We start from the raw sequence: 25,011 nt of genomic DNA on the forward strand, positions 1-25,011 counted from the left end.
CTGCATGACTTAACCACCTATCAGTACTTCATATAAAACCCTAAATGCCCAAAGCTTTCACCGCGCTCAATCTTGGGCGAGCTGCTGCCGTCCACGATATAGCCCCAGTCTGCGCTGATTAATCCCCAGTCCTGAATTTGCCAGCGTAATCCAAGACCCACGCTGCTGAGCGCTTCCTGGCTACTTGATCCGGCATCGGGGGAGCGTCTGTGGATGGCGCCTGTGTCTATAAAGCTGAGCAAGCGTAAGCCTTCATAAATTTTGGGGGTGCTGATTTCTATTGTGCTTTGCACTCCGCTGTCCCCCGTTGCACTTCGGTCACTCACGCCGCGTAAAGAGTTATTGCCCCCTAATGCAAACTGCTCTCCCGCGATCAGTGCTTCATTTGAAAACTGGCCACTTAGTTTTAGGCTGGCTTGCCAGTCGCTTGCAAAGCGATACAGACCTTCAGCCTTGGCGTGCCATGATTGCCAGTTGCTGTATGCGTCTTTGCGGTTGGCCTGATAGGCTTCATCATCATTGCCCACGCCTGATGGCAGATTATGCGTGTAATCAAGACCAAAATTAATCTCGATATCTTCGCTTTGCCAATGGCCGTTGTAAGCAATAGTCAGCGGGCGGCTTCGTACATCGGGGCTGAGCTGGCCAACACCGGATATATCTGTGCCCCGGAATAATTTATCGTCGATTGCGGCTTCAATTTGCGAGCGGTATTGCCCCTGTGGGGCCAGATAGTAGGTATAGCGCAGCCCACCTGATTCACCTTTCCCTGTGATGGTTAAGCCTTCGCCCAAGCTGCCGGAATCCACTTTGGATTGCGCATAATAGGCAGACAGGCTGCCACCCAGCTGATACAAGGGCCAGCGGTAGAAAACACCATACTGGCTTACATTATCTGGCTGGCTGGGGGCGGTGGAGTAGCTGACTGTGGCAACATGATCGCTATTAAATAAGTTGGCGTGCTGCAAGCCTAAAGAAAGACGCAAGCGGCCGTTATCGTCCGAGCCAGAGTTATTACCCGAAACAAAAATACTCCATGGTTTTTGCTGCTGGGTATCCAGAATCGCTTCAATGCTGTCTGCATCGCCTTCTTTAAAGGTGAGGGTGGTCTGTTTTGCGGGGTTTTCATTGGCTATAACCAGCTGAGTGGTCATGGCTTGAAAATTGGGCGAGCCTCCTTCTTGCAGGGCAGGCAGGCTGTTTCTTTGATTTTCTTCATCAAAAAAAGTGTTGTTTTTGATGCTCACTTTACTGAGTTTAAAGCTCAGTACTTCCAGAGTAATCGTGCCGCTCACCTCTTGGGGGGGCAGGGTGACACGTAAAAAGCCATGGCCGCGCTCTCTTAAAGCAGATTCAAACGTGCTGGCGGCTTGTTGTAAGTCACTTAGCGAGCGGTTATTACCCAGATAAGCTTGCAATAACTGCTGGCTGTCTTGAATAGAAAGAGGATTTTCACCTCTTACATTAAAGGCTGTCACATTAAAAAGAGGCTCTTCGGCCCATACAAAGCCTGAAATTATGCTGGCGAGTAAACAAAGGCGAAATTTCATAAGGTGAAGGAGCTCTTGTTTATTTGACCGCACCCGGTTTGCAGCCAAGGTTTGAGGGAATGCCGTTTTTGCTCAGAATGTCACGCAGCGGAATCTTTACAATGCCGATGGGGGTTTTATCAAACTCAATAAATACGGGGAGCTCGCGTAAGCGAATTGGGTTGTTCTTGTTTGAGAACCCTGTTTCATCTTTCCCTAAAAATAGCACCTGCTGGCTACTATTGTCAGTAAGACTAACATTCCCATCTCGAACGTGTACATAAAGCCCTGGCATATCATTACTGCCCTCGCTTTGACCAAATAAGAGTTGCAGATCAACAGGGATAGTATCTGGCCGTGGCACAGGCATATTGCCAAGCCCAGCTGGCGGTGTGGCCGGGCGGATAATGCCGGAGATGCGGATCAAAACTGTCTCACCAGGATTAAGCTGTTGAACAGGGCCATTTACAGGGCTGACCGTGATGCGGCCTTCCCATACATAAGCACCAAAGCCATCCATGCCGGGTAGGGCTGGATCTGCGCAGGCGGCAGTGCATTCAAAATCGACCCCTGTGCCGCGGATACCAATCGTGGCGCTTTTGGTGGTGTATTGCACCGCATCGGGTTTGGCTTTGCCAATTAAGCCCGTTAAAGCGCGTAACCCCCCTTTGAATAAGGAGAGGCCAAAGCTGCCTTCTGCAGGAGCGGTGGCTTTGTATTCAAAGCGATCAATCTGCATTTGTGTGTCGCTGCGTAAAGACACCTTGCCCCCATCCCTGAAGGCCAGTACCAGCGCACCATCGGCGGTGGTTTCAACCCGCTCGCCCACATACACTGCGCCGCCTTGCACCAGAATGCGTAATACGCCTTCCTTGTTTCTGGCATTGGCTTTGCCCGACAGGCTGACCACACGGGCAGCGGCAGCGACTTCAATGGCCTTGTTTTGCTGAGTGGGGGCTTCTTTTGCTTCTTGCGCGCAATCGCCGGCACAAAGCCTTGCATCAAAATCAGTGCCGCGAATCCCGATGGTGGCGCTGGAGGTTTGAATTTTAGCTGCGGTGGCAGATTGCTTAGAAATTAAGCCGGTAACCGCTCGCAGGCCACCTTTAAACAGGCCCAAAACCATGCCATCTTCACGCCCTGCTTGGCCAAAGGCAAAACTATCGATTTTCATCCTGGTATCAGGGCGTACCGTAATCTGGCCACCATCATTAAACTTCAGCACGGCGTGGCTATTGGGCGCGGTAATGATTTCATCGCCTTCATTTAAAATCGAGCCTTTACCAATCAGCTTAAGCCCGCCACTTTTACCCTGAGCCGAAGCCGCGCCTTGCACCGAAGCCACTTCGGCCACAATGGCCGCATAGCTTGGCACTTGCAGTAAAAAAATAATAAAAAAGAGCTTAAGGGCAGTTGGCATCGTCTTCTCCGGCAACGCGTATGGTCTCTTTGGGGGGCTCAAGTTCTTCTGGTTTTTTTGCTTCAAAGGGTAATTGCCCGGTGCCAATAATTTGGAAATGGCTTTGCTGATCTTGGTTTTGCAAAACAATAATTTTAACAATTTGCTCAACTTGCTCAGGGCTTGCCGTTAAGGGCAGATTATTCAGTAAAGGCGAATCCAGATTCTTGCCAATTTTATTAACAACGCCCGTGGTTTGAATTTGATCGGGGCTGATATTATTGCTGATGGTTCTGGCGCTGCCATAGCTGATGGCACCCCCGCTGGCCGAAATCGCTTTCACACCTTTGGCGACCTGAATGACCGCCGCATCGACAGAAATTTCACCGGTTGTCCCTTTTACTCCCCGCTGCGCGCCTGCCCGTGCACCATTATTGCTGCCCGAATTTAATTGGGCCTGTGTGGCACCTGCAATTAAGTTGGCATTTTGAATAAATGTATCATTTGCATTTACTTTGATGTCGCCTGCGGCAATCAGATCTGTATTTTGAATAATATTGTCATTATTCGCACCCGTATCCCTGCTGGTGAGTTTGATTGTGCCTGTTGATTTAAATGATCCGCTGTTAATTCTTAAATCGCCTTTACTCAGCAAAGAGGTATCATCAGCAGAGAAGGGCGAAATAACGCTGAGCGTGCCTTGGTTATCAATTAACACAGCAGCCTTGCTATTGATTGTCTGAACTGTAAGATCCGTATTGTTAAGCAATGAAATATCGCCACTGCTACTGGCTGAAAATTGGGAGATACTATGATTTCCCTTGTCTAAAGAAATTTGATTTAGCCCAACAGTTTGAAGAGAATTTGTTTTTATTTTTGCCTGACTACTGTCAATAATCGAGTTCGCTTTCAGAATAACAGTGCCGCCTTGCAGCTGATCGTTTAATTTTAATGTATCTGCTGAATTAATATTTACGCTACCACCGCTAATAACACCAGCCAGCTCAATTGATTTGCTGTTGTTAAAGTTAATGTCACCCTTGCTTGTCAGCCCGGCAGTATCAACAGTATTATTGTTTTGTAAATTAATGCCCAGCTCTGCATCGGCAACAAATGCGGTGGCCGCTAACACTGCATCATTGGCCTCAGTCAGCCTGCCGTTTAATATTTTAAATTGCAGTTGTTTTCCAGTTAAGCTTCCTTTTATATTTAAATCTCCAGTGTTATTTATTTTTATACCGCCATTACTACTACTTCCTTCTAAAGCCAGTGCCTTATTATTAACCAAGCTGATGTTGCCACTATCGCTGATTAATCTTGCCTGATCTAAAACATTCTCTTTTTCAAGCGTAATATCGCCGCTGGCCTTTGCATCAAGCGTTTTACTGCTGATTGCGTCTGAACTTGTCAGGCTGCCTTTTACGCTGATACGTAAATTAGCATTGCTGCTTGTTTTACCTAAAGTCAGAGCTTTGGCATTATTAATTGAAACATCACCTTCTGCACTGCTTAAACTGGCTTGATTAATTGTGTTTTCATTATCCAGCTTAATTCCTTTTCCGGCTGTGGCACTTAAGGTATCTGTGCTGAGTGTGCCACTTGCAAGGCTGATGATTGTTCCGCTATTTGCTTTCAGGTTTATATTTTTCGCAACGATCGTATCATTTATACCCAGATTGCCATCTGTACTGATCTGCAGCTGGCCTGCTGTATTAATAGCGCCTAAAGCAAGTGTTTTGGTATTGGCAAAAACAATATCGCCACTGCTGGTGGGGGAAAATAGATCAACGGTATTGGCTTCCCCAAGATTGATGCTGGCAGATTGCGCATTAAGGCTTTTTGCATTAATGGTTCCTCCCGCCGTCTGGCGAATATCACCTGTACTATTTAAAGTTAGACTTCCATCCCCAATCGAAAAACCACTAATCAGAACATCACCCGTTTTATTGCCTTTAGCATCACCAATAATAATATTGGCAGATTTAATGCGGCTTAAATCGCTGTTGTTTAAAACAAACCCGGTATTTGATTGACTATTTCCACCTAAAAATACTTTGACATTATTATTGCTTAGCGGGGTGTAAAATAATTCACTGCCTTCTATCTGTGCCTGCGATCCCATTGCCAGCTTGTCGGTAACAAAATTGATGCTTTTACTGCTAATTTTATTGTTGATCATTATCCCGCCAGCTGCTTGTAATTTAGCTAGCTCAGTGTTGCTTAATACACCATCGACTGCTATTTTCCCATCGCTGTTTATTTGCATGTTTTTTGTACTGAAATCTTGCAGCGAAAGATCTGTTTTATTTTTTAATGAAAAAACACCTGCCGCCGAAGCAGATATTTTATTTATATTATGAGTGGCGTTATTTAAAATAATGTCGCCCGCTGATTTTATAATGGCATCGCCCATAAGCTGGGCCTTGTTATTGTCACTGACAGAGCTGCCACTGATATCTGATTTATTAGTGTTGAGTGTTCCACCAATAAGCAGGGCATCACTGTTTTTTATTTTAAGCTGATTGGCAATTACATCACTTAAAAATAAAGCGCTATTGTTATTTAGCGAGATATCCCCTGTCTGGCTGGTTAAAATGGTCTGGCTTATTTTGTTGCTGTTTTCAAGTTTTATACCACTATCAGCATTGATCGCTAATTGTTCTGTATTTATGGAACCGTTTGCAATTTCACTGACATTGCCACTTGCATTAAAGGCAACAGACTGAGCGGAAATTTGCTCATTGATTCCAATATTCCCTTTGGCACTAATTGCTAATAATCCTGAGGTTTTTATTGCGCCAAGGGCAAGCGTGGTGCTGTTTGAAAAGAAAATATCCCCATTGCTGACAGGTATAAACTGATCAACAGTATTTTCTTCAGTCAGCTTAATGCTTGCCGCCTGAACATTCAGTGTTTTGCTGATCAGTTTGCCACCACTGCTCTGGCTGAGAGCCCCGCTACTATTAATAAATAAATCAGCACTTCCAGTGTTAAACCCTTTAATTTGAGTGTCGCCTACTTTACTTCCCTTGGCATCGCCAATGATGATTTTGCTGGCTTTTATTCTGTCAAAATCACTTTGTAACAGTTCAACACCTGTATTGGATTTAGTATTACCACCTAGACTTACTTTGATGGTATCCGCTGTCATTGGCGTATAAATAAAATCAGTAGTCTCTATTTTTCCTTGCGAGCCCATATTAAACTGATCAGTTTTTAAGTTTATATTTTTGCCTGTAACCGTGTTATTAATACTAATTCCTGTGCTTGATTGCAGCTGGCCGATATCAGCGCTGCTAAAGCTGCCATCTGTGCTTAATTTGCCTTCATTGCTAATATTTACACCCTTAGCTTTTATTTCTAAAAGAGATAGCGTACCTTTGTTTTTTAATATTAAATCACCACTGCTTGATGCGGCCAGTGCGCTTAAAGTATGGGTGGAATTATTAAGAACAATGTCACCCGTGCTGCTGATTTTTGCACTACCGGTAAGCGTTGCTGTAGTGCTATCACTCATACTTTTTGCTGTTATATCAATTTGGCTGGCGCTTAAGTTTCCTTTTAGTACTAATCCTTCGCTATTAATTAATTTAAATTGTTCAGCTCTTGATTGTTCTAAAGATAATATTTTGCTATTATTGAGTGAAACATTGCCTTTTGTTGTTTTGAGTGAAGCGCTGTCAATCGTATTGTTTTTTTCCAGAGTGATGCCTGTTGCTGCCGTAGCATTTAATTGATTACTGCTGATTGCTCCATTGCTTAGTTCACTGATGCTGCCTGCTGTTGCACTGATGGTACTTGTTTTGCTAAGGATCGATCCGCCTAAAACTATATCGTTTTTATTTGCGCTTAGTGTTGTAGTGTCTGCGTTAATTATGCCGTTTAATTCTAAGTTTCCTGCATTAATGGTGCTAGTGCTGCTGTTTATTTTTCCGCTTTGGCTAAATTTATTTGTGGCGTTGAATATAGCAGTGCTTACGTTTATTGTATTACTGGCATCAATATTATTATCGCTGCTGATGTTGCTGGTGTTTGCTGTTAAGGTGTCATTAAGTAAAATACTGCCTGCATTGCTGACTTTTACGTCACCAGAGCCTGTATTGATTACCCCAAGTGTGAGGGCCTGATTATTATTTAAATTAAGGCTGCTGCCACTTATGGCGGCCTTACTGATTTGATTTGTTTTATCAAGTGCAACCGCGCCCGTTGCTGTGATATTTAGATTGGCTGCTGTAACGCTGCCACTGCTGCCCTCGCTTAAGTTTGCCGCTTTCAAATTGATTGTGCTGGCATTTGTTGCCGATAATTCCCCGTTGATAAGTAAATCACCTGTAATATTTAAATCAATGTTTCCGTTTCCCTTCAGGCTGTTTACTGTGAGTGCTTTACCGTTTTTAATTGAAATGTCGCCAGAATTATTACTGGCGGTAAGCGTGTCTGTTTTATTATCCTGCGCCAAGCTGATTGCATTTGCTGATGTGGCTGTTATTTTGTTTGCAGTAATAAAGCCACCACTTTGGCTGATGCTGCCCCCTGTGGTATTCATGGTTAAATTTTTGGCTGAAATATTTTTATTGATAACGATATTACCGCTGGAGCTTGCATTGATGTCGTTGCTGCTGACTAATCCATCTGTATATCCGACAAAGCCAAGATTAAGTATGCCGGAGTAATCAATATTAATATCGCTGCTTGCATTCAATGAAATACCATCGTTGAATACATTCCCCGTATTATTCAGGGTGATGCTGGATCCTTTTGCCATTAATCCCTTGGCTTTTATGCGGCCACTTTGATTAATGCTGCTCATTGAATATATTTCTAATACTGTGTTCGGGCTGGATGTGAGTAAATCTAGGCTTGCTATATCAACGGCTCCCATCTGATATGAGGTACTGCCTATTTTGATGGTATTGGCTGTGATATTTTGAAATTCATTTTGGGTGATGCCAAATCCGCTGCGGCTAGTGCCGCCTATTTGCAATGATGTGCCCGATGTGGTGGGAAGCAAAGTGACTGTGCCTCCACTAGCGGCTAGGCTGCCATAGACGGTTACTTCTGTGTTATCAGTTAGATTAATATGATCTGCTTGCAGGGTTATATTTCCCGCCGTTATTTTTTTATCACCACTTAAGCTGGATGTTGGAATGGTGATTGATTTATTGGCTGCCGTGGTGATAATCCTAGTATTTGCAGTGCCGGCATTTACTTCTATACCTGAAAAAGTAACTGATCCGGAGTTCTCAATTGATATTGCACCATTATTTGTACTTACGCCTTTTAAGTCCGAGATATTACTTGTGCTGTCGCCTCCGCTGCGGCCGGTACTGCTGTCTGTAATAAGCGTTAAATCACTATTGTTTTTAAATGTAATACTTGCTCCGTTTGAGGCGGTTTTTGCGGTTAGCCTTGCAATATTATTATTGCTATTATCTAAATTGATATTGCCGCTGCTTGTGTATAGTGAAAGTGACGGAAAATTAGCATTAGTTGAAAGGGTGATCGCTGCTGATTGGCTGATATTGCCATTGTTTTCAATCCAGCTTTGGTTGCCCATTTTGCTGCTGCTGGTCAGTTCTGGGTGGGCCACTATTTCTAATGGTTTATCATTTTTTAAATAGACCGGGCCTTCACTTTTGCTGCTGAATTGATCAATCCGATTCGCTACTTTTCCTAAATCAATAATATATGTTGAGCCGCTAGGGGCAGGGCTTAGAGTGGAAACACTTAAATGGCTGGCTGTGATGTAATTGGTGCCAGAATGGGATGAAGACTGACTAATCCCTTCTTTGCCATAGAGACTTAAATTTTTGCCAGTACGATCAATGGCTAGCTTGATTGAAACCGTATCATCTGTTTTAAATTCAAGGTTGCTGGTGCTCAGCTTAGCAAGTGCTGCGGCATTGAGCCGCATTTTGCTGGTATCTGTTCCATCATCAAACTCTATTTCACCCAATGCTTTAATTGATATTTTTTTATTGCTGCCACTGGTAATGTTGCCATTTAAAGTAAGGCTTAATGCCTCAAGACTTATATTGCCATTTGTAGTAATAGCACCCACTTCAATTGCATTTTGTGCAGTTTTTAAAATAATATCGCCTAATCCATTATTTGTTATGGCGTTATAGATTGCAGGCTCTGAGGCAACGGTTGTAGTAATACCGTTGCTTTCCGGATAAGCATTACTTGCATCCAGCGTTAATGAACGGCTTGAATTGTAGGTGTATGAATTGGCAAGAGATATCGTACCGCTTGATTTTACCGTTACATTATTATTAACGAGTGCATTATCAATATCACCGGTTAAAACATAGCTGCTGTTTTGCTCTGTACTATTGTCAAACACACCCAGCGCATCACTATTGGTCACAGGCGTGCCGGTTGTGGCGATGGTGATATTGTTGGGGTCCAGCAAGAGTGTTCCGGCTTTTCCTTTAGGCGCGGAGGTATCTGCTTTGGCTTTGAAATCTAAATAATCTTTTCCTGAGGTTTCAATCAGCCCGCCATCCCCGCCCAAAGCACCGCCTCTGGCGCTGATCTGGCCGTTAACCCGGGTTGTTTTGTCTGCCCAAACGATAACTTTACCGCCATCCCCCTCTGCAAGGGCATCGGCACGTAATGTGCTGTCTGCGCTGGTGTAGCTGGCTTCTGAGTTGGGGATAAGATTATTTTTACCCTGGTAATCTCCGCCCACTAAAATACTGCCGCCTGCCTGTTGCCCGCTGGCGTCCACTTCTGCATGATCAAACAAACCAACATGCTTGCCCAGCAGCTGCACCTCTCCGCCCTTCAGCCCTGTTGCGTTGATCTGGCCGCTGGCAAGCAGGGTTCCTGCTGGCCCGGCGTCGAGTGTAATTTGTCCGGCCACTGCGCCACTGGCATCGATGCGGCTGCCTGAGCTGGTTTCTATTTTATCGCTGGCGCGAAGTAAAACCCTGCCGCCCACTTGTTCGGCGCGTACAGCACGGATATCTCCGCTGTGTTTTAAGGTGCCCGCAAACAGGCCAACGGCATCGCCCTTGATCTGCCCCAAGTTAATTACACTATCGCTTGGGGCTTGTAAGGTAAAGCGCATGCCTTCCAAGCTAAGGCTAACGATCTCGACTGATTTACCAGCGGCCAGTACCACATTACCGTTACTGGCTTCGATGAGGCCGCTGTTTTTTATATCGGGCGAGATCAGGAAAACATCGCCATTCTGGCTGCGTATCATGCCTTCTACTGCTATTTTTCCGCCACTGCCATCAAAGCGGTAACGCCCATTGATAAAGTCATCATTTTTAATATCAAGTGTGGATGCAACAAATCCGGCGGTATCAATTCTGGCGTCTTTTCCAACGAGCAGGCCGTTTTTATTAATCAGAAATACACGGCCATTCGAGCTGAGCTGGCCCAGGATTTGTGATGGATCGATGCCGCTAACGCGATTCAGCACGATGCTTTTGGCAGATTCCTGCTGGAAACGGGTGGCCTCGTCTTTGGCAATATTAAATTTTTGCCACTCGATAATGGCGTTGGGCGTGCTCTTGATCGTGAGCATTTTGCCCACCTGCTGAATATCTGCTGAGCCATGAATGATTTTTGCATGCTCAGGATTAGCGAAGGCCGGTGCACCCATCAGCAGCGGTAAGGCGCTTGCAATTGCGAGCACTAAGGGGCGTAAAGGAAATTGCGGCTTCATTTTAGCCTCCGCTGTCACGGGGAAATTTAATCGCTTAATTCTAGTTTGTGATATGCCTTTTACCAGTGGCATCTGATGAAGTTATAAACAGTATTACCGTTTTTCCTTTCTTTATACTTGTTATTCTCTTTTGTAATTTGTCAGTAACAATGGTAAGTAAAAACCCGTATTCTTTTAATCTGTGCATATAAGGGATTTCCTGCTTGAAAACATTGCTCCCTTTTGGGTTTGGCATATAGAATCAAGGCCATTTCGCCGCATATTTGATATAAAAACTTCTGCTTCCCCTAAGGGTTTTGTGATGGATCGACAAGGCTGGTTAAAGGGCACTTTGTATAGCCCGACGTTCGAACAAGATAGTTGTGGCTTCGGCCTGATTGCTCAAATGGATGACAAGCCGTCGCATTGGCTGGTTTCTACTGCAATTAGCTCTCTTGCATGTCTAACACACCGTGGCGCTGTTGCCGCTGATGGAAAGTCAGGCGATGGCTGTGGTCTGCTGTTTCGAAAACCGGACAGTTTTTTGCGCGCCGTGGCCGCAGAAAACCAATTTACGGTGGCCGATGAATACGCTGTAGGGATTATTTTCTACAACGCGCAAGCATCATTAACAAAGCTCTTTGCCGCAATGGAGGAGCAGGGTTTATCAGTTGCTGGTGTACGCAGTGTGCCGGTGAATATCGAGGCCTGTGGCGAATATGCCTTACAAACACTGCCAACCATTGGCCAGCTGTTTGTGAACGCGCCAGCAGGGATGACAAGCCAGGTTTTTGAAAGAAAGCTCTATCAAGCACGACGTGTGGCAGAAAAAGCCTGTACTGACGATGCTGCTTTCTATATGCCAACCTTAAGCCCGCATGTGCTGTCTTATAAGGGCTTGGTTACACCGGATAATCTGCCAGAGTTCTATCTGGATTTGAAAGACCCGCGTTTTGAATCATCGCTTGCCGTTTATCATCAGCGCTTTTCGACCAATACTTGGCCGCAGTGGAAGCTGGCTCAGCCTTTCCGCTATCTGGCGCATAACGGCGAAATCAATACGCTGCACGGTAATCGTTTATGGGCCAAAGCCCGTGAGGCGATTATGGACAGCGAGCATCTGGATATGGACACGGTGCGTCCGATTGTTCAGACCAATGGCTCTGATTCCATGTCGATGGACAATATGCTCGAAGGCTTGCTGATGGGCGGCATGGATGTATTCCGTGCTTTCCGTATGCTGGTGCCACCTGCATGGCAAAACGTCGATAGCAATGACCGCGACTTACGCGCGTTTTATGAATACAACTCCATGCATATGGAGCCGTGGGATGGTCCGGCCGGTATCGTGTGGACTAATGGCCGTTACGCAGGCTGTGCCCTCGATCGCAATGGCTTACGCCCAGCGCGCTATGTAATTACCAAAGATCGCCATCTGACCATTGCTTCCGAGATCGGCGTGTGGGGCTATAAGCCCGAAGATGTGGTGAAGAAAGGCCGCGTTAAACCGGGCCAGATTGTGGCTGTCGATTTAAGTAATGGTGAATTCTTAGACACTGAAACCATTGATAACCGTCTGAAAACTGCCCAGCCTTACCGCGCTTGGGTAAAGAAACACGCCCAGCATTTAGAGCTGGCAGAAGACAACTCACCGCTAGAAGCGATGAGTCGTGAAGAGCTGCTAACTTACCAAAAGCAATTTCAGCTGACTTTTGAAGAGCGCGATCAAATCTTGCGCGTACTCGCCGCAGACGGCCAAGAAGCCATCGGCTCGATGGGGGATGACACGCCAATGGCGGTGTTATCCGAGAAAGTGCGCTCACCATATGATTATTTGCGTCAACAATTTGCCCAGGTGACCAACCCGCCGATCGATCCGATTCGCGAAGCGATCGTGATGTCGCTGAACACCTGTTTTGGGCCAGAGCGTAATCTGTTTAAAGAAACAGAATTTAACGCCAGCCGCCTGGAAGTTCGCTCGCCGGTCTTGTCGTCAGATAAGTTTGATGCCCTGACCACCATGACCGATCCGGATTACAAAGCGGCTTTCTTTGATATTACGTTTGACCCGGCTCAAACCACGCTCAAAGCGGCGATCGAAGCGCTACGTGCTGATGTACTTGCCAGCGTTCGCGATGAAAAAACCGTGGTGGTGGTATTAAGCGATAAAAATATTCAAAAAGGCCGCTTGCCGATTCCCGCGCTGTTTGCTGTGGGGGCGGTGCACCATGAACTGGTCAATTCAGGTCTGCGTTGTCTAAGTAATATTATTGTTGAAACCGCAACCACGCGCGATCCGCATCACTTTGCCTGCCTGATTGGCTATGGGGCTACCGCAGTATTCCCGTATCTGGCTTACCAAACCATTAAAGAGTTGGTAGAAATCGGCCAGATTGATTTGCCATTAGAGAAAGCCGCCAATAATTTCCGTAAGGGGATTAATAAAGGCCTGCTGAAGATTCTCTCCAAAATGGGCATTTCAACCGTTGCTTCCTATCGTGGCTCACAACTATTTGAAGCCGTTGGTGTGAATGAAGAAGTGGTTGAGCTGTGCTTAAACGGCACGGTTTCACGGATTTCTGGCGCTAATTTTGCTGATTTCCAAGAAGATCAAGGCAAGCTGAATAAGCTGGCTTTCAACACCATGCGCCCGATTGCGCAGGGTGGCTTGTTGAAATATGTGTTTGGCGAGGAATACCACGCTTACAACCCTGATGTGGTGATGCAGCTACAAAAAGCCGTGCAAAACGGCGATTACAAGGAATACCGCAAGTACGCCGATCTGGTGAACCAGCGCCCTGTTGCCATGTTGCGTGATCTGATGGGCTTGAAGCTGGATGTCGCGAAGGCGATTTCGATTGATGAAGTCGAATCCGTTGAATCGATTCTGAAGCGTTTTGATTCTGCAGGCATGAGCTTGGGCGCACTCAGCCCAGAAGCGCACGAAGCCTTGGCTGAGGGGATGAACCGTCTTGGCGGCAGATCGAATTCGGGCGAGGGCGGTGAAGATCCGGCGCGTTATGGCACGGTGAAAATGTCCAAGATTAAGCAGGTGGCTTCTGGCCGCTTTGGCGTGACGCCGCATTATTTGGTCAATGCCGAAGTCTTGCAGATCAAGGTGGCCCAAGGTGCAAAACCGGGTGAAGGTGGCCAATTGCCTGGCGATAAAGTCAGCCCGCTGATTGCCAAGCTGCGCTGCTCTAAGCCTGGGATTTCTTTGATTTCCCCGCCGCCACATCACGATATTTATTCGATTGAAGATTTGGCCCAGCTGATTTTTGACTTGAAACAGGTCAATCCAGATGCGCTGGTGTCGGTGAAACTCGTTGCCGAGCCGGGCGTGGGCACGATTGCTGCGGGTGTGGCCAAGGCTTACGCCGATCTGATCACTATTTCGGGTTACGACGGTGGTACAGGGGCATCGCCTTTGGCGTCAGTAAAATACGCCGGTACGCCATTTGAGCTGGGCTTAACTGAAGCGCAGCAAGTCTTGCGTGCCAATGGCTTGCGTGGTCGCGTGCGCATGCAGGCTGATGGTGGCTTAAAGACCGGCCTGGATGTGGTGAAAGCCGCCATGATGGGTGCAGAAAGTTTTGGCTTTGGTACTGGGCCAATGGTGGCGCTGGGTTGTAAGTTCTTGCGAATTTGCCACCTCAACAACTGCGCAACCGGTGTGGCAACGCAAGAGATCAAGCTGCGCTCTAAATACTTTATTGGCCTGCCAGAAATGGTGGTGAATTACTTTACCTTTATCGCGCAAGAAACTCGCGAATGGATGGCGGCGCTTGGGGTGCGTCAATTATCCGATCTGATCGGCCACAGCGAAATGCTGGAGCTGGCAGCGGGCGCGACTGAACGTCAAGGCCGTCTGAATCTGGGCGTCTTGCTTAGCCAAGGCACGATTCCAGAATCGCAGCCGCGTTTCTGTGTGGAAGAGCGCAATCCGTCCTTTGATAAGGGCGAGCTGGCCGAACAAATGGTTAAAGACGCCATTGCTGGTATTAAGAGCCAAACACCGCAAAAGCTTGAATATGCAGTGCGCAATATTCATCGCTCCATTGGTGCGCGTTTGTCGGGTGAAATCGCCAAGGCACACGGCGCGGATGGCCTGCCAAATGATTGCCTGCATATCAAATTGCATGGCTCGGCTGGGCAATCCTTGGGTGTGTGGAATGCCAAGGGTCTGACCATTGAGCTGGAAGGCGACGCTAACGATTACGTCGGTAAGGGCATGAGCGGCGGGCGCGTGGTGGTTTATCCGCCGAAAGCTTCAGAGTTTGAATCGCACGCTGGCGTGATTGTAGGCAATACCTGCCTGTATGGCGCAACCGGTGGTGAGCTCTTTGCTGCAGGTACGGCGGGTGAGCGTTTTGCGGTGCGTAACTCGGGCGCCACAGCCATCGTGGAAGGCATTGGCGATCACGGCTGCGAATATATGACCGGCGGCTGCGTGATTGTGCTGGGTGAAACGGGCTACAACTTTGGTGCGGGTATGACCGGTGGTTTTGCGCTGGTTTACGATCCTAAAGAGCGTTTTGCTTACCGTATTAATAATGAGCTGGTGGATATTAATCTGATTAATGGTGAGTCTTACGGTGCAGTGCGGGCCTTCTTACGCGGTAAATTGCGCGATCACGCCAAGCTGACCGGATCGACTCGCGCCATTGATATCCTGGCCGATTTTGATGAAGCACAGGATAACTTCTGGCTGGTGAAACCTAAGGCGGCCAAGTTGGATGATCTGTTAAAGGATTGATGAGGTAGGTTGGGCTAGCGATTGATCTGCCCAACTTTCACCGACGATCGCTATGTTGGGCTAGCTTGAGCCCAACTTACACAATCCAACATCAAATTTAAATACCGAGGTTTAGATCATGTCAGATGTATTCCAGTTTATGAAGGTTGCCCGGAATCCGGGCGAGAAGGTTGACGCTGCCGCGCGCAAGATTGTATTTAAAGAAATTTACGCTCCGCTGAATAAGCCAGATGCCGGTGAGCAGGCTGCGCGTTGCTTGGGTTGTGGTAATCCCTATTGCGAGTGGGAATGCCCTGTGCATAACTACATCCCAAATTGGCTACAGCTGGTGGATGAAGGGCGTTTGTTTGAAGCGGCCGAGCTATCGCATAAAACCAATTCATTGCCAGAAATCTGTGGCCGTGTTTGCCCGCAAGATCGCCTGTGCGAAGGGGCCTGTACCTTAAATCAAGGGGGCTTTGGCGCGGTATCGATTGGCTCGGTAGAAAAATACATTACCGATGAAGCCTTCAAACAAGGCTGGCGTCCGGATATGTCGGGCGTGGTAAAAACTGATAAAAAGGTGGCCGTGATTGGCGCTGGCCCAGCAGGCTTGGCGTGCGCCGATGTGCTGGTGCGTAATGGCGTGCAGCCGGTGGTGTTTGATCGCTATGAGCAGATCGGTGGCCTGCTGACTTACGGTATTCCAGAGTTCAAGCTAGAAAAATCAGTGATGCAAACCCGCCGTGAAATCATGGAAGGGATGGGCATCGAGTTCTGCCTGAATACTGAAATCGGCAAAGATATTACGATCGAAGATTTGCTGCGTGATTACGATGCCGTATTTATGGGCATGGGCGCTTACAAATACATGAAGGGTGGCTTTGAGGGTGAAGACTTGCCTGGCGTGATGGAAGCGCTGCCGTTTCTGATCAATAACGTCAGAAACAGCATGGATACCTTACCAGCGGGTGAAGATTACATCAGTATGGCCGGTAAGCGCGTGGTGGTACTGGGTGGTGGCGATACCGCAATGGATTGCAACCGCACTTCGATTCGCCAGCAGGCGCAATCGGTGATTTGTGCCTATCGCCGCGACGAAGCCAATATGCCAGGCTCCAAGCGTGAAGTATTAAACGCCAAGGAAGAAGGCGTTGAGTTTCTGTGGAATCGTCAGCCGGTTGGCATTATCCAAAACAGCGATGGCAGTCTTGGGCTAAAACTCGTGACCACCGAGCTGGGTGCACCGGATGCCAATGGCCGCCAGGCAGCGGTTGAAGTGGCGGGCTCTGAGCAAATCATTGAATGCGATCATGTGATCGTGGCCTTTGGTTTCCAAGCCGAAGCGGCATCTTGGTTTGAAGCGCAGGGTATTAAGGTGGATAGCCGTGGACGTACCATTGCACCAGAGAAGCAAGCCTTGAAACACCAAACCAGCAATCCAAAAGTATTTGCCGGTGGCGATCAGGTGCGTGGTGCAGATTTGGTAGTGCGCGCTGTATTTGAAGGCCGTCAGGCTGCAGAAGGCATGCTGGAGTTTTTGGGCGTTTGGTAATCGGCGTCTGATATGAGCAGAACAAAGGGGAGGGCCATGGCTCTCCCCTTTGTGCATTTATGGCGTAGATATGCGGCTGTTTCTGCAGGGGGGAGCAAGCCGCCGTGTTCATATTTCATCGCAGGGCTCGGCGGGTTTCACTCCATGCGCATTAAGCAAAATCAATAGACCTTTTTAGTGCTTTCGGCACGTTGATTTTGGAGCGCTTAGCCAGCGCGGGCTTAGTGTAACTGGGGTCTTACCCGCCTTGCAGATGCCATTCATTATGAATAAAGCTTGCCTAGGTGAAAGGTATAGGCACAGAGATTTTATTTTTCCTTACACATTACCTCTTTCAACTCCCGCTTTTCCCCTGTATTCACCCTTGTTAACCAGCAGCGCTTGCCAAGCAGGCTTAGCCTGAAAACTTCCGGTTTTTCTAGGCTTAAACCTTGTAACTTCGAGCGCTCGATCAGCAGCTGGCTATCGTTCATCAAGGCATTTTTTGCCAGCTTCACTTCAGAAACACCTAGCATCTGGGCAACGGTGCGGGGTATTTCTTCGTTTGGCTTTTGCAAAACAGCGTCAATGGGCCGTTGGGCAAATGCTTGGCAGCCGCTTAATAGCAGACAGAGGGAAAGGCGTTTCATCGTCTGGCTTTTTCTAGAGTCATTATTTCCCGCAGGGCAGGACGTAATGGAGCACTACTTTCGCTGCGTGACTGCCCCAAAGTCTGCCCGTTTGCCGGGCATTGGCCTGTGGCGTTGTAGCTGAGTGCAGCAGAAATAAGGCGTTCGTTCTTATCGCCCAGCGCGGCTTTGAAATCCTCATCCACTTTACATGTCGGGCTAAAGCCATCGGCATAATCGCCAAAGCCTTTATGATTTTCACCCTGAAATTGCACGGTAAAGTAAGTGGTGCCGCAGTTATCCTGAGGGATAAATCCATAGGGTTTGCCGCAGGTTTGCCCGCCAATTAAATTGACTTTCACATCCGCGCCGCGCAAGCCGTTAATAATGGCTTCGCTGGCCGAACAAGTACCGCTGCCAGCCAGGATGGTGACTTGCTTTAGATTAAGCGTAGGCAATAAAGCGCCGGATGAGCCGGACGTTGAATAAAACGGCCATGTATTATTGGGATCAACCGGCGTTTTATCGTTATATTTTAATTTAAAAAAGGTCTTGCCCAGCGTTTGCGCTGGCCCTGCGATCATATAGCTTAACTCGTCTGCAATATAAAGCGCACCCCCGCCGTTGTAACGTAAATCCAAGATTAAATCAGATACATTGTCATTTTTTAATTGAGTGACGGCATTGATTAACTGTGATTCTGAAATGGCGTTATGGCTGTTAAATGTTAAATATCCTACTTTCCCTTTAACGCTAAGAAAGTTTTTTACATTTTGAACAGGTGTTGTCTGAACTTCGAGTGCAGTTAATGATTTATTAAGTTTTTTACCGTTTAAATCTTTGAAAACAAATTGGTGGCGTTGATATGCAATCGTTGGAAACAGCCCTGAATTGAGTGCATCCGTATTATTACTTGTGCGTAAATCATAGTCATCCACGCTTTCGATTTCCATGCCACGGCTGATGCCTGCATTTTCTGCGAGCGAATTGGGCTCCACATAGGCAACCACTAATCTGCGGGGAACATCTGTAGCAATAAAGGTATAGGCCATACCGTAGCCAAGCTCTAAGCCAGACTGGCTTTGTTTATTGTACTCAGCAGTATTTTCTGTAAAGTGATAGTGATCTTTTTCTTTACCAGAGGCCGTGATTAAAGGGGTTTTTAAAGCGGCAAAATAAGCAGTAGCACTTGCGTAGTGATCCGGGTTTAAGTTTTTTGGAACCTCTCTGTACCAGAGATAGGTTTCATCTACCCATGCCCGCAACCAGTTTTTTTCATCTTTTAAACTACCCTGCCGGTCTGGGTAGGCACGGTTATTGTTATAGGGGTCGGCTCCTGTTCTTGGGCTGGCACACATATCTTTGTAAGCACTGGAGCTGAGAATTGCGCCTGGGCTGCTGTCTTCTTCAGAGCCGCCACAGGCACTTAAAGCACAAATCAGAACGAGATAACTGTATTTCAGACTTTTTTTTAAAGCGGTTGTTGGGTTGAAAAGCATGGTTTCGCTCTACTCATATATGGTTTTTTGAAATATTGTTTTAAGTTTCAGCTTGTATTTCAGAAAGTATTCTACATGAGCGCATTTGCAAATAATTACACATACCTTAAATATATTTGTATGGCATGGCCGCTGCGGTGGCTATTTACCCATCATGCTGTGCCACGCTGTGCTTTGATCATTTCACAGGCCAGAGTGGTATAGGTTGCTGCCCATGCGCTTTTAACATCGCTGGTAAATGCATCGGCTAATCCTTGTTCCAGCGTCCAGAGCAGCGCTTGCCCAACCGTGGTGTAGTGCTCTTCCTGTACGTGATAATGAGCATGGCGCTCGCCTAGTTTTTGTATGGCGGGCAGCAAGATTTCCGGCTTATTAATATTATCCACAGCCAGTTTGATACTGGTCATCAGCATGGCGCCTTGTTTTTTGATGTCGCCTTTAAATAGGGGTTTTACTTCAGGGGCGATTTCAAACAGGTGCTGATAAAACATTTCGGCAGCCGTGTCTGCAATGGGTAAAACTAGGGCAAGAGTTTCTTTTACAAGTGAAATATCTTTATCGCTTAAAGGCATGGTTATGGTCCTTTGTAAGTAAAAGGTGAGTTTTACTGATGATTGATATCAGCTGAGTATTGAATGCTGCTTTGCTTTGTCTACTATGGTCTGTCACTGTTTGTCATGCAGGCTGGGCCGACTAATGGATAAGCGTGGGTTTACTGATATTCAGCGGCATAGCACCCTGTTTTTCCCAATGGGTTTTTAATGCTGTACGCGTTAGAATCGGGCCTATGGAAACTTCTTCTTTTGCTTCGGCTTTTATTCTTTTGCTCCTTGTGACTGATCCACTTGGCGGCATTCCCCTATTTGTATCTTTGCTCAAGCAAGTGCCCAAAGCGCGCCGTACCCGCATGATTGTGCGCGAGGTTTCGGTGGCTTTTTGCGTGCTGGTCATTTTTATGCTGTTCGGGCAGCAGTTTTTGCAATTGATGCATCTTTCTGAAACATCTTTAGGCATTGCTGGCGGGGTAATCTTGTTTTTGATTGCCTTGCGGATGGTTTTTCCTCACCCTGAAGGCGTATTTGGCGATACTGCTGAGGGCGAGCCTTTTATTGTGCCGCTGGCAATTCCCTTGCTGGCCGGGCCTTCTGCGCTGGCGACGGTTTTATTGCTGGTATCGCGTGAGCCTGCGAGGCTTTGGGAGTGGATAGGCGCGTTGGCGCTGACCATGCTGGTTTGTGGGTTGACGCTGGCTTTTTCTGAAAAAATCAGTCTTTTGCTGGGAGAGCGAGTCACCACGGCATTTGAGCGTTTAATGGGGCTGATCTTAACGGCGATTGCGGTAGAAATGCTGCTTTCAGGAATTCGTCATTATTTGGCTACGCTGCCTTGATACGGCACAAACGCCTGTTTTTTTACCGGGCTACAATAGATTTAATCATTTATGACCAAACTGGGAATCAATAATGAATCAAGATGAATTGAAACAAGCCGTAGGCCGTGCAGCACTTGATTATGTGCCGGACAATTGCATTGTGGGCGTAGGCACAGGCTCGACTGCTAATTGTTTTATCGATGCATTAGCCACAATAAAAGGCCGTATTCAAGGCGCAGTTTCTTCGTCGGAAGCCAGTGTGGCCCGATTAAAATCGCATGGCATTCCGGTGTTTGAGTTAAATGCGGTTGATCATTTACCTGTGTATGTGGATGGCGCGGATGAAATTAACCGCCAATTGCAAATGATTAAAGGCGGCGGCGCTGCATTAACGCGTGAAAAAATTGTGGCTGCGGTAGCAGAGCAGTTTATTTGTATTGCCGATGAAAGCAAACTGGTTGATGTGCTGGGTAAATTTCCTTTACCAGTGGAAGTGATTCCAATGGCGCGCTCTTATGTGGCAAGGCAATTAGTTAAATTAGGCGGTCATCCTGCTTATCGTGAAGGGGTGATTACAGATAATGGCAATATCATTTTAGATGTGCATGGGCTACAAATTAGTGAAGCCAATAAACTAGAAAGCCAGATTAATGAGATTGTAGGCGTGGTTACCAATGGCTTATTTGCTCATCGTCGTGCAGATGTTTTGTTATTAGGCACCAGTAAAGGTGTGCAAACACTGAAGTAAATACAGTATTGCCAGCCATTTCCAAAATACTTGCAATAAAATAGTCATATACTTGTGCTATTTTGTAATCTATATACTGCAGGAGCATTTCTCTGATGTCTGAACACATTTCAAAACAATTTGATGCTGAGCTGGAAGAAATTCGCTCCCAGGTGATGGGGATGGCTGGTCTGGTGGAAGAACAAGTACGCCAGTCTATGCAGGCTTTGGCTTCTGGCGATATGGGCACAATTAATCATGTGCTGGAAGAAGAAAATCGCGTCAATGAAATGCATGTATTGCTTGATGATATGTGTATTCATATGATTGCACGCCGCCAGCCTGCGGCTTCTGATTTACGCATGGTGATGACCGTGATTAAAGCGGTTGAAGATCTGGAAAGAATTGGTGATAAGGCAACGCGTATTTGCAAGCGGGCTAAAAACATTTATGAAGCAGGCCGTTTGCAAGTGCCCCGCTTTAATGAATTAAACCATATTGCAGAGCATGCTCTGGATATGTTGTCTCGTGCATTGGATGCATTTGCCCGTATGGATGCCGTAACCGCAACCGATGTAAAACGTGCAGATGAGCGCCTTGATGACGAATATCGCGCATTGCAGCGTCAATTGATTACGGTGATGATGGAAGACCCTCGCGCAATTACAATTACCCTTGAAATTCAATGGATTGCAAAAGCAATTGAGCGAATTGGTGATTTGGCCGTGAGCATTGCCGAGCAGGTGATTTACCTGGTTAAAGGACAGGATGTTCGTCATAAAAACCAGGAAGAAGTCGATCGCGTCGCTTTAGGCTAAGACTTTTTTAAATGAAATTTTTAGCAGTTTAAGGGCAAAGGCGGCACAAACCGCCTTTGCCCTTTTTATCATCTGGGGATTTTCCTGTTTGCCAGCAAGGCGGGCGCACGTTATCTTAACGCCCATGCTCTCATCTTGAAGCCATATATGCCTGATTATCCTATCATTGCCGCAGTCGACCTTGGTTCAAACAGTTTTCGCTTACAAATCGCCCGCGTGGTTGAAGGCGCGCTGTTTCCCCTGGATTCCTTGAAAGAAACCGTAAGGTTAGGGGCGGGTCTGGATGCCTCAGGCGCGCTTACGCTAGAAGCGCAGCAACAGGCGATTGAAGCCTTGTCGCGTTTTGGTGAACGTTTGCGTGGCTTGCCCGTAGAATGTGTGCGCGCGGTGGCGACCAATACATTTCGCGTTGCAAAAAATGCCAGTGTTTTTCTGCCTCAGGCCGAAGCCGCTCTGGGTTTTCCTATTGAGGTGATTGCAGGGCGGGAAGAGGCGCGGCTGATTTATATCGGTGCGGCGCACAGCCTGCCCGCCACGCGAGACAAGCGCTTGGTTGTGGATATTGGCGGAGGCTCTACCGAGCTGATTACCGGCAGCCACTTCAGGATTTTCCGTACTGAAAGCGTACCGATGGGCTGCGTGAGCTGGAGCTTACGTTTTTTTCCTGATGGCGTAATTACTTCAGAGCGTCTGGCTGAGGCCGAGCTTGCAGCGCGCGGTATGTTGCTTTCACTGGTGCCGGATTTTAATCATGAGCAATGGCAGCGTGCGGTGGGCACCTCTGGAACCGCCCGCTCGATTGCCGATATTTTAGAGCTGAATGATTTTTCTGCGCTGGGCATCACCCGCGAGGGGATGGATAAGCTGCGTCAGCATATTCTGGCGGCAGGGCATGTGGATAAAGTGCAGCTCAACGGCCTGCGGGCTGATCGCCGCCCGGTATTGCCAGGGGGCTTTGCCATTATGATGGCCGTGTTCGATATGCTGGCTGTAGAACGTATGGGCGTGACCTTTGGTGCGCTGCGTGATGGCGTTTTATACGATTTAGTCGGGCGGCAATCCGAGCATGATATTCGTCATCGCTCGGTTGAGCAGTTTCAGCGCCGCTATCATGTAGACCCTTATCAGGCAGAACGAGTAGCCATACTGGCGGGTAAATTATTCACCCGTATGGTGGCCGATGATGCGGTTGGGGCACATCGCCTGAATATGGCGGCGGCTTTGCATGAAGTAGGGCGCTCTATTGCCCATGCCAGCTATCACAAACATTCGGCCTATATATTGCTGCATGCAGATATGCCGGGGTTTTCCAAGCGCGAGCAGGCATTGCTGGCGCGGCTAGTGCTGGCACACCGGGGCGGCTTGGGCAAGCTGGGTGACGATATGATCGATCTGGTGGAATGGTCGGCTATTTTAGCGCTGAGACTGGCGACGATTTTTTGCCGCTCACGTACTGATATCGATCTGCCTTTACTTCGTTGCGAAGCCAATAGTAAGCAGTTTTTGTTAGAGCTGGACAGTGCATGGCTGGAAGCAAACCCGCTGACCGCTTACGCGCTTACTGAGGAGGTTAACGCGTGGCAAAACATCGGCATGAAGCTCGTCGTAAGCTAAGAACGGTTCCAACGGCCAGCAAAGTTGGTATGGCACCTGGCAGCCTGCATTATGTAGGCCCGCGTGATGCCGATCCAACGCTGGCCTCCCTGATTGAATATGGTCATGGTGCGGAAGAATTTCAGGAAACCCACTTCACTTCTTTGACTGATGGCGAAGATTATCAGCCTCGCCATCCCTTGCTTTGGCTGAATCTGCACGGCCTTGCCAATATTGATTTACTCAAAGTAGTAGGCCGGCGTTTTGGCTTGCATCCCTTGGTGCTGGAAGACATTCTCAATACCGAGCAAAGACCCAAAGTCGAAGTATTTAATGGCTATGTGTTTATTTGTTTGCGTCTTGTCAGTGTGAATGAGCAGGGGGAGATCTGCAGCGAGCATGTCAGTATTGTTTTGGGGCGTAATTACGTACTGACATTTCAGGAGCAGCCAAGCGGCACATTTAATCAAATTCGCGAGGGCTTGAAATCCAGCCAGTCACAGCTGCGCCGGTTTGGCTCAGATTATCTGGTCTATACCCTGCTGGATAAATTGGTAGATCGCTATTTCTTGGTGCTCGAAGCGCTTAGCGAGCGCTGCGAAGATTTGGACGATGCGATTTCCAGCGGCCCTCATCCTGCCCAGCTGCAAGAAATTCAGGCGCTGCGCCGCACCATGCAATATGTAAAACGGGGCCTGTGGCCGCTGCGGGAAGTGATGAATACTTTGCAGCGGGATGAAGCTGATTTTTTCCGCGATGAAACTCAGCTCTATTTGCGTGACGTTTATGATCATGTGGTGCAAATGATTGAAAGCGGTGAGGCCTTGCGGGATTTAGTCAATTCACTGCAAGACAACTATATGTCTTTGCAATCCAACCGTATGAATATAGAAATGCGGCGGCTTACGGTACTGACAACCATCTTTATGCCGCTCACTTTAATTGCAGGGATTTACGGTATGAATTTTGAAGTGATGCCAGAGCTGCACTGGCGTTGGGGCTACTTTGCCGTATTGGGGGGCATGGCCGTGATTGGCCTGAGTTTAACGCTATATTTCAGGGCCAAACGCTGGTTCTGAATCTACTGGCTGAGCACGCCGCTCTTTGCCTTCCCGGCGCTCCGCCAGCACCAGCCCTTCTTCGGTACAGCAGGGAAAACGGTGGTTAATCAAGCTGCGTCTGTCTTGCTTTCTTTGCATGCTAAAAAAAGAAAGTGCTGAAAATTCGTGAGCTCTGGGTTGATTCAATGACTACACTCCGGTTACATCTTTAGGTGATACTTTCATTGTTGCTAAGTCTTATAAATAAATTCAGAATTATTTGTATAAAACAAGAAAGTTTGGTGAAATATTGAATATACATATATTTAATAAATGCCACAATCATTAATCATATAGATGTAATATTTCAGAGAGAATAATCGGCCCAGCTCCTTCAGTATTGCCGACGAACGGTAGGTTATATGCTTATTGAATAAAAATGGCAGGGCGTTATTTACTGGCTTTATGAAAGCTTT

General features: G+C 47.3%; 13 protein-coding genes. 7 read left to right on the forward strand and 6 right to left on the reverse strand.

All coding sequences use genetic code 11. The features are described from left to right. Window positions 1–20: 20 nt before the first annotated feature. From DYD62_RS21455 to DYD62_RS21465, 3 genes are read right to left on the reverse strand one after another with little or no spacing between them, the layout of a single operon-like run. Complete coding sequence (locus DYD62_RS21455) at window positions 21–1,550, reverse strand: ShlB/FhaC/HecB family hemolysin secretion/activation protein (RefSeq protein ID WP_115229941.1); 1,530 nt, start codon at window positions 1,548–1,550, stop codon at window positions 21–23. A 19-nt stretch (window positions 1,551–1,569) separates the two neighbouring features. Beyond that, window positions 1,570–2,949, reverse strand: coding sequence for a FecR family protein (locus DYD62_RS21460; RefSeq protein WP_115229942.1), 1,380 nt, complete (start codon window positions 2,947–2,949; stop codon window positions 1,570–1,572). Further along, entirely contained in the window at window positions 2,933–10,609 is a 7,677-nt protein-coding gene (locus tag DYD62_RS21465) for a two-partner secretion domain-containing protein (RefSeq protein ID WP_165928668.1), read from the reverse strand. The genes DYD62_RS21460 and DYD62_RS21465 overlap by 17 nt, the downstream gene beginning before the upstream one ends. A gap of 301 nt (window positions 10,610–10,910) precedes the next feature. Here DYD62_RS21465 and gltB point away from each other — a divergent pair, with 301 nt between their 5' ends. Further along, window positions 10,911–15,344, forward strand: a complete 4,434-nt coding sequence (gene gltB / locus DYD62_RS21470) for a glutamate synthase large subunit (protein ID WP_115229944.1) — start codon at window positions 10,911–10,913, stop codon at window positions 15,342–15,344. Between the two features lie 118 nt (window positions 15,345–15,462). Then, on the forward strand, window positions 15,463–16,878 hold the full coding sequence (locus DYD62_RS21475) for a glutamate synthase small subunit GltD family protein (protein ID WP_115229945.1): 1,416 nt from the start codon (window positions 15,463–15,465) through the stop codon (window positions 16,876–16,878). A 308-nt stretch (window positions 16,879–17,186) separates the two neighbouring features. Here the strand turns inward: DYD62_RS21475 and DYD62_RS21480 are convergent, their stop codons facing one another. From DYD62_RS21480 to DYD62_RS21490, 3 genes are all read right to left on the reverse strand, one after another. Further along, on the reverse strand, window positions 17,187–17,507 hold the full coding sequence (locus DYD62_RS21480) for a hypothetical protein (RefSeq protein ID WP_115229946.1): 321 nt from the start codon (window positions 17,505–17,507) through the stop codon (window positions 17,187–17,189). After that, entirely contained in the window at window positions 17,504–18,985 is a 1,482-nt protein-coding gene (locus DYD62_RS21485; protein WP_115229947.1) for a S41 family peptidase, read from the reverse strand. Before DYD62_RS21485 ends, DYD62_RS21480 begins: the two co-directional genes overlap by 4 nt. A gap of 152 nt (window positions 18,986–19,137) precedes the next feature. Then, window positions 19,138–19,557 carry a globin family protein gene (locus DYD62_RS21490; protein ID WP_099396825.1) on the reverse strand — a complete coding sequence of 140 codons (420 nt, stop codon included), beginning with the start codon at window positions 19,555–19,557 and terminating at the stop codon, window positions 19,138–19,140. 215 nt (window positions 19,558–19,772) lie between these two features. Between DYD62_RS21490 and DYD62_RS21495 the strand changes: the two genes are divergently transcribed. From DYD62_RS21495 to corA, 5 genes are all read left to right on the forward strand, one after another. After that, entirely contained in the window at window positions 19,773–20,375 is a 603-nt protein-coding gene (locus DYD62_RS21495) for a MarC family protein (protein WP_115229948.1), read from the forward strand. A gap of 73 nt (window positions 20,376–20,448) precedes the next feature. Continuing rightward, complete coding sequence (gene rpiA, locus DYD62_RS21500; RefSeq protein ID WP_099396823.1) at window positions 20,449–21,105, forward strand: ribose-5-phosphate isomerase RpiA; 657 nt, start codon at window positions 20,449–20,451, stop codon at window positions 21,103–21,105. A gap of 95 nt (window positions 21,106–21,200) precedes the next feature. Further along, a complete protein-coding gene (gene phoU / locus DYD62_RS21505) occupies window positions 21,201–21,902 on the forward strand; it encodes a phosphate signaling complex protein PhoU (protein WP_099396822.1) in 702 nt (233 codons plus the stop codon). A 147-nt stretch (window positions 21,903–22,049) separates the two neighbouring features. Beyond that, window positions 22,050–23,516 carry an exopolyphosphatase gene (ppx, locus tag DYD62_RS21510; protein ID WP_172476531.1) on the forward strand — a complete coding sequence of 489 codons (1,467 nt, stop codon included), beginning with the start codon at window positions 22,050–22,052 and terminating at the stop codon, window positions 23,514–23,516. Next, entirely contained in the window at window positions 23,480–24,574 is a 1,095-nt protein-coding gene (gene corA / locus DYD62_RS21515) for a magnesium/cobalt transporter CorA (RefSeq protein ID WP_233702992.1), read from the forward strand. Before ppx ends, corA begins: the two co-directional genes overlap by 37 nt. Window positions 24,575–25,011: the final 437 nt, after the last annotated feature.

The sequence above is a fragment of the Iodobacter fluviatilis genome (assembly GCF_900451195.1).
In the GTDB taxonomy this organism is placed as follows: domain Bacteria; phylum Pseudomonadota; class Gammaproteobacteria; order Burkholderiales; family Chitinibacteraceae; genus Iodobacter; species Iodobacter fluviatilis.